The organism is Haloferax sp. s1 (assembly GCF_058382125.1).
The window spans coordinates 1-13,145 of record NZ_JBZRPK010000662.1 but is presented as its reverse complement, the minus strand read 5'-3'; the positions used below and the strand labels follow the sequence as shown (position 1 = coordinate 13,145).

13 protein-coding genes and 2 pseudogenes are annotated in these 13,145 nt (G+C 56.9%); 3 read left to right on the top strand and 12 right to left on the bottom strand.

The genetic code is table 11. The features are described from left to right. The 4 genes and pseudogenes from QT222_RS15695 to QT222_RS15680 form a co-directional block, all read right to left on the bottom strand. A pseudogene (locus QT222_RS15695) lies at positions 1-340 on the bottom strand (RNA-guided endonuclease TnpB family protein); the annotation flags it as partial. 133 nt (positions 341-473) lie between these two features. Beyond that, positions 474-1,718 carry an orc1/cdc6 family replication initiation protein gene (locus QT222_RS15690; protein WP_004060871.1) on the bottom strand — a complete coding sequence of 415 codons (1,245 nt, stop codon included), beginning with the start codon at positions 1,716-1,718 and terminating at the stop codon, positions 474-476. A gap of 691 nt (positions 1,719-2,409) precedes the next feature. Continuing rightward, entirely contained in the window at positions 2,410-3,228 is an 819-nt protein-coding gene (locus QT222_RS15685) for a hypothetical protein (protein WP_004060870.1), read from the bottom strand. Positions 3,229-3,506: 278 nt separating this feature from the next. After that, a pseudogene (locus tag QT222_RS15680) lies at positions 3,507-4,065 on the bottom strand (transposase); the annotation flags it as partial. A gap of 274 nt (positions 4,066-4,339) precedes the next feature. Between QT222_RS15680 and QT222_RS15675 the strand changes: the two are divergent. The 3 genes from QT222_RS15675 to QT222_RS15665 all read left to right on the top strand — a co-directional run bounded on the left by QT222_RS15675 (position 4,340) and on the right by QT222_RS15665 (position 7,500). Then, positions 4,340-5,353 carry an alcohol dehydrogenase catalytic domain-containing protein gene (locus QT222_RS15675; RefSeq protein WP_049917542.1) on the top strand — a complete coding sequence of 338 codons (1,014 nt, stop codon included), beginning with the start codon at positions 4,340-4,342 and terminating at the stop codon, positions 5,351-5,353. A 675-nt stretch (positions 5,354-6,028) separates the two neighbouring features. Continuing rightward, the gene (gene eif1A, locus QT222_RS15670; RefSeq protein ID WP_081603741.1) at positions 6,029-6,313 is read left to right on the top strand and encodes a translation initiation factor eIF-1A; all 285 of its coding nucleotides are present in this window, start codon (positions 6,029-6,031) and stop codon (positions 6,311-6,313) included. A gap of 152 nt (positions 6,314-6,465) precedes the next feature. Then, positions 6,466-7,500 carry an NAD(P)-dependent alcohol dehydrogenase gene (locus QT222_RS15665; RefSeq protein ID WP_491477694.1) on the top strand — a complete coding sequence of 345 codons (1,035 nt, stop codon included), beginning with the start codon at positions 6,466-6,468 and terminating at the stop codon, positions 7,498-7,500. Between the two features lie 56 nt (positions 7,501-7,556). Here QT222_RS15665 and QT222_RS15660 read toward each other — a convergent pair whose 3' ends face one another. The 8 genes from QT222_RS15660 to QT222_RS15625 form a co-directional block, all read right to left on the bottom strand. Continuing rightward, entirely contained in the window at positions 7,557-8,033 is a 477-nt protein-coding gene (locus QT222_RS15660; protein ID WP_491477693.1) for a YbaK/EbsC family protein, read from the bottom strand. Between the two features lie 150 nt (positions 8,034-8,183). After that, positions 8,184-8,609: a type IV pilin domain-containing protein gene (locus QT222_RS15655; protein WP_004060863.1), complete on the bottom strand. Its 426-nt coding sequence runs from the start codon at positions 8,607-8,609 to the stop codon at positions 8,184-8,186. A gap of 465 nt (positions 8,610-9,074) precedes the next feature. Continuing rightward, the gene (locus tag QT222_RS15650; RefSeq protein WP_014732802.1) at positions 9,075-9,806 is read right to left on the bottom strand and encodes a DUF7289 family protein; all 732 of its coding nucleotides are present in this window, start codon (positions 9,804-9,806) and stop codon (positions 9,075-9,077) included. Continuing rightward, a complete protein-coding gene (locus QT222_RS15645; protein ID WP_004060861.1) occupies positions 9,799-10,242 on the bottom strand; it encodes a DUF7266 family protein in 444 nt (147 codons plus the stop codon). Before QT222_RS15645 ends, QT222_RS15650 begins: the two co-directional genes overlap by 8 nt. After that, a complete protein-coding gene (locus QT222_RS15640; RefSeq protein WP_491477692.1) occupies positions 10,235-11,179 on the bottom strand; it encodes a DUF7261 family protein in 945 nt (314 codons plus the stop codon). Before QT222_RS15640 ends, QT222_RS15645 begins: the two co-directional genes overlap by 8 nt. Continuing rightward, positions 11,167-11,766 (bottom strand): DUF7288 family protein, encoded by a 600-nt coding sequence (locus QT222_RS15635; RefSeq protein WP_004060859.1) that lies wholly within the window; start codon positions 11,764-11,766, stop codon positions 11,167-11,169. The genes QT222_RS15640 and QT222_RS15635 overlap by 13 nt, the downstream gene beginning before the upstream one ends. Before the next feature lies 1 nt (position 11,767). Continuing rightward, positions 11,768-12,307, bottom strand: coding sequence for a DUF7287 family protein (locus tag QT222_RS15630; protein ID WP_491477691.1), 540 nt, complete (start codon positions 12,305-12,307; stop codon positions 11,768-11,770). Next, positions 12,304-13,145 (bottom strand): type II secretion system F family protein (locus QT222_RS15625; RefSeq protein ID WP_491477690.1); only part of this gene is annotated, 842 nt, incomplete at its 5' end. The genes QT222_RS15630 and QT222_RS15625, both read right to left, overlap by 4 nt.

Genomic DNA, 13,145 nt, shown 5'->3' with positions numbered 1-13,145 from the left:
GTTGTCTCCCGATGTGTCCTCTCGTGGCTGTCGACCTTGCAGACGAGGTGAAGTTCCCAACGGTCACCGTTCCACACGCCTCACACTTGCTGGATGTTCTCCACGGTCACGTCAGGTCGTGTTTCGTACTGTGCGAGGATGAAGTCTGAGCGGTGCTGTTTGAGGTTGAAGCCTTTGCTCAGACGGAGTTGGTTGTGTTTGGAATCGTGTTTGATACCCATTTGCTTCCACGTCACGGTGGAGCGCGGGTGATTATCGTCTCGTTTCCGGTGCCGAGTGGGTTCGCGTCGGTATCGCCGTTCTTGCGCTTTTTGAACCAACCGTTGAACGCCTCATGAAGGGCGGGTTTTAGCCTCGAATTTTTTATAATTGGAAGGGAACCAACCCCACAATGTCCGCAGTAATTCACAGTTAAATAGGGCTCTTCCGTGGTTTCCCGGTGGGTATCCTCATCCGGGTGGGTACCCACATACCTAAATGAAGTCGTCGAGCGTACTCGCTTTGTCACCCTCGAGATAGGGTTCGACCGTCTCGTGGACACCGACGAGTTCGATCGTGTCACGCATCGCCGAAATGATGAGGCTAACATCCATGTCGAGAGCGTACTCGCGGTACGTACCTCCACGTCGACCCTCGTTGCGCTCTGTAACGGAGACGATACCGAGCATCGCGAGCTCGCTTAAGTGGTCTCGCATCCGACGCGGGACAAGTGGGTCTCGGTTGGCGAGTTCAGTAAACCGCGTGTATCGCGGCCGAACGTCTCGTGATCGAATCGGCGTTTCATCCTCCAATTCGAGCGTCAACAAAGAGTACAGTACCAAGTGTCCGTGCTCGGTAAGTCCGTTGATTCCCTCCTTGATTCGACCACGCTCGAGGGCTCGTCGACCGCGTTTGACGTGTTCTTCTTGGATACGATCCGTGTCGTCGTCGCGGGCTAGGTCACCGGCCTTCATCAGCAGGTCAATAGACTGGCGAGCGTCACCGGCGTCTTTCGCGCCGTAGGCAGCACACAGCGGAATCACCTCGTCTGCGAGGACGCCCTCACGGAACGCGACTTTGGCCCGTTGTTCGAGAATTGCACGGAGGTTTTTGGCGTTGTAGGCCGGGAAGTGAATTTCCTGCTCGCACAGCGAGCTTTTGACCTTTGGAGAGAGGTCGTCGCGAAAGGAAAAGTCGTTTGAGATACCGATGAGTCCGACCTTGGCCACGTCTAGGTTTCCATTCGCGCGTGCGCGCGGGAGTTGGTAAAGAATGCTATCGTCGTTAACGTGGTCGATCTCGTCGAGGACAATAATGATAGTCCCACCGCACTCGTCGAGTTCCTGCCAGAGCATCTCGTAGACCGAGCCGAGTGGGTAGCCCGTCGTGCTAATCTGATTCGACTCGGACCGGAACTCGTTGACGAGACGGGTCGCGATTTGATACGAACTCGTGAGTCCGTCACAGTTCAAGAAGACGACGGTGAGATGGATGTCGTCGTAGTGACTCGCATCCTCGCGGAGGTGGCCGAGCAAGTACCGCGACGCGGCAGTCTTCCCCACACCGGTTTTCCCGTAAAGGAAGATGTTGTTCGGCTGTTCACCGTTGATAACCGGTTGAAGAGCTGCCTGAAAGGTACGGAGTTCCTCGTCACGCCCCACGAGTTCCTCGGGTTGATAGTCCTCACGAAGAGCGTCCCGGTCCCGATAGATCTCGGTATCCCGCTCGAACAGGGGCATAGTAACACGATTAGACCACATTGTTGATAAAACCACCGTGTCCGGAGTGTCCGCTGTTCTGTTTGTTTATATACTAGGCGGGGGACACACCCCCTCCACTTTGTCCGCTGTTCTTGGTATCAAAGGTGTACCAGTAAGTAGACGGAAGCATATGATTAAGGCAATCTTTATACCCATACTTGTTAAACCATATCCGTAGTGGAACTAATCTAATAATATACAAGGTATCAACTAACTTTATTCAGCGGAGATTACCCAAACAACCGACACAAAAAAGCGTTTCTTCGTCGGGGGATACCCTCTCAACCCGAGAACAGCGGACAAAGTGGTGTGAGTGTTCGTCTTCCCGACTACGAATTTCGACTCCGGTCACCGATATTTCGAGTTACCAATCGCTATTTCGTTCAGGCTGTCTCATTCAAATCAGTTGTACCCATCTCACGCCTCGAACTGCGGACATGGTGGTGTCTATGTCAACAAGTCTGATGTTGAGCTATCACTCGGGGAGAACCCGAATAGAGCAATCGAATTGTCTATCCAATCTTTCACTCGCCTCTCATCTTGTCGTGGAGTATCCCACTACTATGCCCTCTTCCTCGGATTAACTGCGGACAAAGTGGTGTTGGTGGTCCGTCCACAGCAGAGTTCGATAGTTTCAACGAAATACCTTGTTGACCCCGAGGCGTGGTAGTTAGAACAACGACCGATAGCCGAACCCGTGTCCAGTTGTCCACGTGATTTCATGGTCTTCGCCAGTGTGGACTGTCTCGACAGTTGTCGCCACCGACCGTACGCCATCGGCAAGGCCTTCCCATCCAAGTGTATATCTCCCATGCGAACCGAGTTCTGTGGACTCACGGAAAGGCGGGCTATCGGTAATGCGTCCTGTGGGGAGTTTGAATGTGGCATTACCGTTGTCAAGTTCGACATCGACGCGTGATGACGAATCGGCTGCTGTCGTTCCCGTGAGTCCCGGGTTTTCGATGCGCGCTGACCCCGTCTCCATACCAACTTTGAGGTAATGCGTCCGAAGAGGTTCTGTGACGAGGTGGAACGGGTCGGCAACGTACGTCAAATTACGATTGTCGGCGGCGGCCCACAGGAGGTGTCGGTAACGCGTCTCGTCAGATTTAGTCTCAACGCGGTACGTCACGGCCGCCGAGTCAACGCTACAACTGCCATCGAATGCGTCTTCATCATCGTATTGTTTCGACATGTTCTTGGTGTCGGCTGTGACGAACCCGTCGTATGTCGGGTCTCCGGTACCGAATACCCCGGCGTCACCGTACCGGTCAGTCATCTTCTGGACGTACTCACGGAATTCGTCTTCGCCCATCAGCAGCTGTTTTTTGTCTAACGAGAGCGTGTTATAACTGCCGCCACCGCTCTTTGTCATGATGTCGTCATCTGTCGCTGTGGCAACTCCGACGAGACCACTGGACGCTACCGTTCCGACACCGATTGTTTTGAGGACCGTTCGTCGGGTGCTGGAGGTTTCGTTAGGGGACACACACAAACTATCTCGCCATAATGTTAAAAAATTACCACAAATTCTCTCCCGTTTACAGCTTCAGAGAGCGGTTTGATTCGGGTCAGTTCCTACCTAGAGGTACCCCTGAACATACTCTCGAACATATCTTGGAAACTAGTTTCTCTTCACCGATTACGTGTCGGCTTCGAACCCTTACGGGCGTAACTATCGGGTAAGCGTGAGAGATGGCGCAGGTTATAGCGCAACTGACCAGTGTTGCTACTCCCAAGCGGTGAACTCAGCGAGGTCTCAGTTGGTTAGTCTGGCGGAACCAACGCCGAAGCGACGATCTCGACACAGTCGCCCGTAGTCAGCACAGGTGCATAGTCCATCTCCCCATCGACGCCAGCTTTCAGCAAGAAGTCGGTGAGCCGCCAGATGTTGTACAGCAGCACGGCGAACACGAAGTAGAATAGCCGGACGCAATAGTCCTTCGAGGAGGTCTTCGCGAGGAAATCGCCTCTTGATGGATCTGTACTCGTTTTCGATCTGCCATCGTCGACTATACCGACGACAGAACGTCTCAGCTTTGTCGGGTACGACTCGGAGATTCGTCGCAAAGACAGTCGTTCCTTCGCCGCTCGCCGACGGCACGTACAAGAGTCACATCGGATGCGATCCCGCCTCGACGTGGACGGAGGCCGGCTCAACAGCTACCTCTTGGTCGTCGTCGTCCATCCGCTTGAGTACGTCCCGCTTGGAGCTGGTGTTCCGTTTCGGGATGAGGTAGTTTCCATTCAGGTTCGAGAGCGTCTGAAACACTCCCATCGAATCGAACTCCCGATAACAGAGCACCGTCTCGACAGGGATGCTTTCTGCCTTTAAGTGACCGGGCAGCTAATGTTCGATATGTCTCGCATCCAGTTGCAGGTCAATGGCCTGCCGATGGATGATTGGCTAGCCGACACCTCGACCGAGTTCCCGGACGCGATGGGTTCACTATAGTAGCGTTTGCAAGTCATTGTACACTAGATCGACCGCTGTCGTGTGATTGGATGTGTCACCAGTTACAAACGCTACTATCGGAGAAGAGCCAGTCATTCCTGCTGCTTCCACATTAACTATTCATATAACTAACAAACAATATTTGATGCGTGTCGCAGCTTTCAGCGATTTCACTGGCCCAAATAGCATTTCGATTATCGATCGGCCAATACCTGAACCCGATAGACATGAGGCTGTGGTCGAAGTCGAGGCGTGTGCGATCAATCGTCACGACCTCTGGATTCTCGAAGGTGATTCAGCGGTGATAGATACGAGCGACCTGCCGTTCGTTAGTGGTCTTGACCTTGCAGGAACTGTCCAGAACATCGGTGAAGACGTTACTGGCGTCGAGTCCGGTGACCGTGTAGTACTCTGCCCGAACGTAACGTGCGGGACATGTCGCTACTGTCGGGAGGGTCCGGAAAATCTCTGTGAAAATCACTCGCTCTATCACGGAGGACTTGCCGAGGCTGCCCGGGTACAGGCTGACCGTCTCGTCCCCCTTCCGGATTCCGTGAGTACGGTTGAAGCGGCCGCTCTGCCGACAGCCTACATGACCGCGTACCATATGCTTCGCCGACTAGAAACCGGACCGACTGACCTCGTGTTTATTCCCGGTGTGACTGGAGGTGTCGGGGTCGCCGGTGTGCAACTCGTAGCCTCCCTTGGTGCCCACAGCATCGGGACGTCTTCGTCTCAAGTAAAACTCGACCGCCTCAAATCGCTCGGCCTTGACTACGCAATCAAAAGCACTGACCCAAACGAGATTGAGGATGCGGTCACTAACATCGGCTCGGTTGACGGTGTGCTTAACCACCTCGGAGGAGAGTACACCCAGCTTGGGTTGGATGTATTGCGTCGTGATGGCCGGATGGCGGTCTGCGGGCGGACAGCTGGTAATAAATCTGTAATCGACATCCCTGATCTATTCCTCGGCCACAAACGCGTCATCGGGAGTACAATGGGAACGCAGCGTGACTTGGAGACCCTGATAGGACTGGTTGCATCCGGTTCTCTCACACCGGAGATCGACGAAACCTACTCGCTTGAGGATACTGAAGCGGCGTTCGTGGCGATGCAGGACCGCGAGAGCGTCGGAAAGCTCGTTGTCACCCCCTAGTTCATTCTTTCTAAATAGAACGGTCAGAATAGAGGTTACCCATACGTGACGCTCAGTCCACTATCAACAGAAATGATTTGACCAGTCGTCCACTTGACATCACGGTTCACTAAGTAAGCGATCCAGTCTGCTATGTCTTTTGAATCACCGCGTCGTGATGACGGAATCTAATCGCGCTCTTGAGCCTTCTTGTTGCTCCTTGAAGACACAACCTCGGAGGATGGTTTTGATGCGTGCATTCTGTTCCCAGTAGCTGACTATGAAACGGGTGCAGTACCGCAGTTCCCCTTATCACTCAGAAAACGTTTCTATAGTAGCGTTTGCAAGTCATTGCACACTCGCTCGACCGCTGTCGTGCGATCGGCTGTGTCACCAGTTGCAAACGCTACTATAGCTCACCTTTCTAACCGTTCGAAAATCACCGGACGCTACCCTAATCAGTTAGTCACTGAATGAAATGAAGGCACGCATCAGATCCCAAACTCCGAAACTGTGGTTCTCCTCATCTCGATTCAATAATATCGTCGTATGAAGTTTATACTGTACAACGCTGAGAGGACCGGAAACAGCGGACATCGTGGTGTCCAATCGGATTTTTAGTGTGATACTTGTGTGGGTGACTCATGCTACCGCGTGTATCCGATAAGTTATCCGTCTTCGTCTCTGAATAAGACTGTGAGTGAAAATCAAGGGCGTCGAAATCTTCGAATGCCCAACGACAACGAACTGTTCGCAGTCGTCACTGAGCACAACGGTGGTAATCACGTTCGAATCCGCTGTGAGGACGGAGAGAACCGAATGGGACGCATTCCCGGCCGGATGAAATACCGAACGTGGATTAACGAGGGCGACGTCGTGCTCGTCGAACCGTGGGACTGGCAGGACGAGAAAGCCAACATCGAATGGCGCTACACCGGCGAAGACGCGGACCAACTCCGACGCGAAGGCCACATCCAGTAACCATTCTCTCGAAAGGGGAGTTTATCTTAATAGCTCGCTGAGACGTGCGTCTCGAATTGTAGACCGACATCGCTGACTGCTTGTCGCCGGTTGTTACTTACTTAGAGAGCACCAATCTCGTCAATCGAGCGAGTAGCTCTCACTACATGCCCATGCACGTCGTCGAATTAACCGAACCCAGGAACTTCGAGCACAGCAAACGTCCACGGCCTACCCTAAATTCGGGCGAGGTACTCGTCCAAATCAGACACGTCGGTATCTGCGGCTCGGACGTACACTACTTCGAGCACGGCCGTATCGGCGACTACGTCGTCGAATCACCGCTCATCTTAGGCCACGAGAGCGCCGGCGAAGTGGTCGAAGTTGGAAGCGGCGTCGACCATCTCAGCTCCGGCGACCGTGTTGCCCTCGAACCCGGAATCCCCTGCGGTGAGTGCGCCCGATGCCGCGCGGGGACGTACAACCTCTGTCCTGACGTGGTGTTTATGGCTACACCGCCGGACGACGGTGCATTCGCGGAGTTCGTCTCGTGGGATGCTGATTTCGCTCATCGGCTCCCGGAACCTGTGTCAACGCGTGCCGGCGCACTCTGTGAACCACTCAGCGTTGGCATCCATGCGACCCGGCGAGGCGAAATCGGTCTCGGAGATACTGTTCTCGTCACCGGTGCTGGTCCTATCGGGATGATGGTACTCAAAGCGGCCCGCGCGGCTGGTGCCAGCGATGTCCTCGTTTCCGATGTCGTCCCGTCGAAACTCGACCGCGCGCGAAACGCAGGTGCAGCAACCACGGTAAACGTCGCCGACGAAGACCTGACGGACGCAGTAGCAGCGTTCACTGACGGCGAAGGCGTCGATGTCGTTGTCGAGGCATCCGGTGCAGCGGCGGCTATCGCCTCGACTACCGAGGTGGTTCGACGGGGTGGGACGATTGTCTGTATCGGACTCTCTCAGAACGACGATATCCCAATCGCGACCAACGAACTCGTCGACAAGGAACTCGACCTCCGTGGGTCGTTCAGATTCAGGAACACGTACCACACTGCTATTTCGCTTCTCGAACAGGGAGCTATCGAGGTCGAAGATATCATCGACTTCGAGATGTCGATGCGTGACCTCACCGACGCGTTTGAGCGGGCACAAGAACCCGACGTAGTCAAAGGGATAGTTGCGGTCCCTTCGGAGTGAGCCTTTCTGGCCGCTTCGAACAGCGGACATTGTGGTGTTGTCTCTGCCGGAATCGGTCACTCAAACACGTCGACGAAGCGGGGGTCAGAAAGCGTTCGCAACGCCGATGGTGTGAGCCGAAATACCGCTTCTGGAGTCCCCGCGGCGGCCCATATCTCTTCGAATGTGTCGAACGTCGGATCGGCGAGTACGGGGCACTCAGTTGCGTGACAGGTGGGTGGCACGCCGCCGATGCTCCAACCAGTCGCGCGTTTCACCTCGGATGCACCCGCGCTTTGGACTGCATCCGCCTCGACGCCGAACTCGGCACCTAACGCGGCTTCATCGACGCGATTGGCTCCGCTCGTGAGGACAATCACTGTCTCGTCGCCGACGCGCATCACGATGCTCTTGACGATTTGCGCAACGTCGCACCCGATTGCTGCCGCCGCATCGCTCGCCGTCTTCGTTCCTTCAGGGAACTCTTCGATGGCCGCTTCGAAGCCGTGGGCCTCCTGTACTTGCGTGGTGAACTGTCGCGCCGTGGGATGCATACGCACCGCTTCTGCGGCTTCCGATAAGAACGTTCGCCGCCGGGCAGGATTTGTATCGGGATAATGTCGGCTCTCACAGATGTAATTTCGAATAAAATTTCGTGTCTGGTTCGAGTTTATTGTTCAGCGATTGCTGCTTCGATTACGAATTTAGGCGGTGTAGGTCCACTTCTGCAGGGTTGCAGAGGTGGAACCTGACTCGGAGGTCCAGATGACGCGGATGGTTTCGCCACCAGTTAACGGGTTGCTGGAGGTCGTAACATCTGCGCTGTCACCGGCATTGATTGTATCGTCTGTCCACGAGACTGTAGCACTCGAGTCGACGCCGTCACCGGTAACCGAGACTCGGTCTGCATCGATAGGGTCACCACTCTCGTGGGTGATTGTCACCGTTTCTGCTCCGTCGTAGTCGAAGCTGAAACTCGCCTGCGGTGCCGAGTTGCCGACTTGGTCGCCGAGACCGAGGACGAACGTCCCAATGACGGCGGCGAGGATGACGGTAATCGCGACCATCAGGATGACCCCGATGACCGGCGAAACTGCACGTGACTCTGTGAAGATTCTCTTGATGTTCATGATGTTTCTCCTAGGCACGTCGGGCGACAGACGGTCGTTCAAAAAATGTGAATCGACACTTGGGTAGTCTGGCGCTCGAAACCTTATGGTTATCAGAACGTTCTCCATAGATATAAATTCACGCTGAGAGATCATTTCACTCGTCATGGGCACCGACTGATGACCTCCCGACTCGCGGCGCTGTGGCTCCGTGGTAGATGTAGTTGCGTTTGCAACTGGTGACACAGCCGACCGCACGACAGCGGTCGGTCGAGTGTGTACTGACTTGCAAACGCTACTATAATTCGATTCGAACGTTCAGAGGTGGTACTCGCGACTATCTGGATGGTACTGGTAACTGGTGAGATACTGGTAACTGGTGAGATACTGGTAACTGGTGAGATACTGGTAACTGGTGAGAGTGTGACCGAGGTGTGGGTGTCGTCTGGGCACCCTATGCTCGGCGGAACCGTCGGCACCGTCCGGTCATCTGTACGCCACGTCGATGTCCGTGGCCGTCACGTACACTCGTTCCGTGTTCACAGAACAGGTCAACGTGTCCCCCGAGATGGGACCGCACGTGACGCCGTCGCGCGCCTCGAAGGTCCGTCGCCACGCTTCTGCGCGGGGCGACGTAATCGAGATATCCACGTCGTGGGGTGTGTTCTCGGCGACCACGACGCGAGCGTCTTTTCGAACCGTCACGACTCTCATCGTCCCCTCGACGCCGCTCGGGCCGCTTCCCTGCTGGAGGTTGACGATGGGAAGGACGACGCTTCGGTTCGAGACAAGCAGTCGTGGTTCGCTAGCCATCACGACACCATCGCCGTCGTCGCGGACGACCGCACCGTTGACGTAGACGAGTTCCGTCCCCTCGCCGGACCGATAGACGAGGGGCCTGACGGTTTGCGTCTCCGAGAACGAGTCTCCACCGGCATCTGTCCCGTTCACTGTGACAGTTATCGGCTCACCGAGAGCGAATTGACCCTCGGTGAGGCGGAGACGCGTCGACCTACTTGGGGCGTCGTTCCGGACGAGGTCGTCGACGTTGTCGGCTAGCGACTCCATTCCGCGCTCGACGTTCGAGACGCGCTGGTGGTCCTCGATGTCCGCGATGGCTGGATACACCGTCATGGAGACGAGGACGATTGCCAGCATGACCACGCCGAAAATCAAGGCGAATCCCATCGTTTCGGACACCGCTCTGTCGTCAGTCACGGAGGACCACCCCCTCGGATGTCCCCGAATCATACTCGATGTCGACAGGACCACCGCGGACGGTACCTGATTCTATCGGCGTTTGCGACTGGAACCTGACTCTCACCACGACGTCCGGGTCGGAACTCTGAAGCGTGAGTTGGTACAGGTCACCACCGATGGGTGAGACGGTAATCGTGTATCGACTCCCGACCGCCCGATCCGGGAGGTCACTCCGAAGGCTGACCGAACTGCCTGTCTGGCTTGCGAGTCCATCGACGGTAGTCAGGTCGTTTGCGAGTCGGTTGCCGACGACGTCGAGTTGCGAGCGGACGCCGCGTTCTTGTTGGTCGGTTACGAGGCCACCGACGCCGAACACCAGTGTCGACACGAGAATCGATACGACACCGAGCAGCATCACGTAGTTCAGCGCGATGGTGGTGGCGCGGTCAGTCATCTGTCTCACCCGGGACGATTCGAAGCTCTGTCGTGTTGTACATCAGCTGTGGCGTCTCGTATGTTACCGACACGTTCGTCGAGTAGATACTCGGCGAGACGGTCGGCCCTCCGGCGGCGTACCGCGTGTCGTTCGTGACGCTCGTATCGACTTCCTGTTCGTACGTGCCTTCGCCCAGACTCCCGTTTTCGTAGGAGATGCTGTACGGACCGGAAACCCCGTCAGCGAACCTGGGGAACGAACACGCCCCGTCGTCCATCGTTCCCGCGGAGAGGTTGACGACGGCTGAATCGGCTGCCACGTGGCAGGTGTCCGTGCCGCTCGGTGCGACGACGGTCATCTCGATTTCCGAGCCGTCCTCCGTGAACGACGCTCGCCACGTGTCACTCCCGTCGTCCGCGACGATTTCGAAGCACCCGCTCGAACAGTCCGACGACAGGCTCGTTCGCGAGACGTTCATCCGGTAATCTCGCGTCTGTGTGACCGACGATGCGAGCGTCCAGTTTTCGGTCCCGGTCGCGTCAGAGAAATCCCGAGTCGTCGTCTGTTCGATTCGGGAACCCCGCTCCATACTCCTGTAGTTGACCGACGTGCTGACTCCTTCTCCTGCGCTTCCGCGAGCGGCCACCGCGTCCCAGTCGTTCACGGCGGTTTTGAGGGCGTCTTTGAGGTCGGCGTAGGAGGTGTTGTTACGGCGGTTGACTGACTCGACAGTGCCGCCGACACCGCGGCGAACGCTGTGTTCGAACCGGATGGCGTCCCGTCCGTCGTGGACGTCGGTGCTTTCCGTCGCGAGGGTCTCGGTCTGCGCTGCCCCGTTCAGAACCAGCGCCAGCGACAGGACGAGCACCGCGATTGCGAACGCCCCCACGAGGAGGAGTTGAGCGCGGTCACGGCCGCTAGCGGTGTCTCGAACCATCGGATTCAGACGGACCATACGACCACCTCCACGCGGACAACGTTGTAGACGGGACTATCAGGGGCGGCGTCCGGCGCGTAGAAGGACTCCTCCGGCACCGATTCGAGCGTCGTATTCGTCGAGTTACCGGATGCGTCGAGCAACGCGTCGTCGTCGTACAGCGTGACCGTTCGCGTCGCCCGAACGGCGTCGTCACTCGGTGTCCCCTGTCGGACCATCGGTACTCGCTCTTGTTCTCCGCTCGCGTTAGTGTAGACGATGTCTACGTTGAACGTGACGGCGCGGTCCCCGAACGTCTCGTTCAGTAGCTCTCCGAACGCCGTCGGCGGGCCGCCGGCGACGTAGTACCGCTCGTCTTCCGTCCTGTGGAACGCCCCGTCTGACTCGTCCCAGTACAGAAGCGTCGACCGGAGAGAGCCGTTGGCGAACGCGGCGTCGAGTACTCCCACGGCGACGCCGTGTTGCTGTTCGGGAACCTGTTGACTCGCAGTACTCGCCGTAAGCGGGGTGATTCCGGCCGCCTGCGTGACGAAGACGACGCTCCCGAGGAGGAGCAACGCCGCTGCGACCGATTCCAGTGTGAATGTCTGTGCGCGGTCCGTCATATTACCACACCCTCACTTCGAGAATCGCCGGCTGGTCGTCGACCATGACGGTTCGGCGTTCGACCGCAACCGAGCGCTGCTCCTGTGGGACCGCCGGTCCGACGGTGAGTGGGTCACTACCGCAGGCACCGACGTCGCCGCCGTTATAGCAGAGTATCTCCGTATCGGCGTCACCAGAGACGTTCCACTGGAGAGTAGCATTCACTTGGTACGTCTGGTCGACACCGACTTGGTCGGAAAGTGGGTCGCCCGTCGAGAACGGACAGCCGCTCCCACCGGTGCCGACGAAGAACGCGCCGGTACATTCCACGCTGAGGAATCCTGGGTCACCCTCCGCGACGAGAAGCGAGTCCGCGAGCGTCGACGAGACTCGTTCGGCCACGAGCGGTGTCTCCTGGTCATCGTATGGCGCGAGCAGTTGCGGCATCGCGGCGATGACGAAGGAGAACGCAAAGAGGAAGACGACGATACCGAGAACGAAGTCGATGTTCGTCTGTCCGCGGTTCTCACCTGACCCCCTGAAGCGGCCACGCAAGCTCATCCGACCACCACCCAGACGAGAAGGGAGATAGTGAGCAGTCCAACGATGTACTTCGCGCCCGAGAGGACTCGCGCATCACGCATGTAGCCGCTGACGAGGCCTGTGACGACCGCCTGCAACGTCACTGCGTGGAAGAACAGAAGCGACAGTAGATTCGCGTCGACGGTCGCCGTGAACGACTCGCTCGCACTCGTCGTCCCTTGCTGGGACGACAGTTGGGCGAGGACATCGATAAAGCGAACTTTCAGGATAGCCATGACGCCGAGAAGCGTCAGGTACGTCATCAGGACGATGACTACCTGCATGCGCGTTTGAGAGCGCCGTTCCCGTTCGATGTCGTCTCGGTTCTCTGCGGCTTGTGCCGCCGTCGTCAACACCGACGAGATCTGGCTGGACGCCTCCTGCGCTTTGGTAATGAGCTTGATGGTGCGCGCCAGCGCCGGAAGCTGGTACTTGTTGTTGAACACGACGAGCGATTCAGAGATGTTCATCCCGTAGCTGCTTTTCACGTAGATGACTTCGAGTTCCTCCGCGAATCGACCCGAGGAGGTATCCGCGACTGTCCGAATCGAGTCCAGTAGCGTGAGTCCCGTGTCGTTCGCACTCGAAAGCTTCCGGAGGGCCTCCGAGAGGTTGTCGAGGATGCCGTATCGCGAGCGGATGTTCCACTCGTAGAAGACGACGTTGGGGTCGCCGGCTACGAACAGCGGGAGGTACATCGAGACGAACGCTCCCCCAACCGAGTACGCGATGAGACCGAGCAACGACGTTTGCACCACGCTCGTCGCGACAGCCAGACTCACCAGCCCCATCGCGGTCGGTGCCTTTAGCGCGAAGT

Excerpts from the sequence above, each read along its gene's own strand:
- QT222_RS15640 (WP_491477692.1), bottom strand. The coding sequence starts at position 11,179 with ATGGTCCGTCTGAATCCGATGGTTCGAGACACCGCTAGCGGCCGTGAC.
- QT222_RS15665 (WP_491477694.1), top strand. The coding sequence starts at position 6,466 with ATGCACGTCGTCGAATTAACCGAACCCAGGAACTTCGAGCACAGCAAA.
- QT222_RS15630 (WP_491477691.1), bottom strand. The coding sequence starts at position 12,307 with ATGAGCTTGCGTGGCCGCTTCAGGGGGTCAGGTGAGAACCGCGGACAG.
- QT222_RS15635 (WP_004060859.1), bottom strand. The coding sequence starts at position 11,766 with ATGACGGACCGCGCACAGACATTCACACTGGAATCGGTCGCAGCGGCG.
- QT222_RS15660 (WP_491477693.1), bottom strand. The coding sequence starts at position 8,033 with ATGCATCCCACGGCGCGACAGTTCACCACGCAAGTACAGGAGGCCCAC.
- QT222_RS15645 (WP_004060861.1), bottom strand. The coding sequence starts at position 10,242 with ATGACTGACCGCGCCACCACCATCGCGCTGAACTACGTGATGCTGCTC.
- QT222_RS15655 (WP_004060863.1), bottom strand. The coding sequence starts at position 8,609 with ATGAACATCAAGAGAATCTTCACAGAGTCACGTGCAGTTTCGCCGGTC.
- QT222_RS15690 (WP_004060871.1), bottom strand. The coding sequence starts at position 1,718 with ATGCCCCTGTTCGAGCGGGATACCGAGATCTATCGGGACCGGGACGCT.
- QT222_RS15675 (WP_049917542.1), top strand. The coding sequence starts at position 4,340 with ATGCGTGTCGCAGCTTTCAGCGATTTCACTGGCCCAAATAGCATTTCG.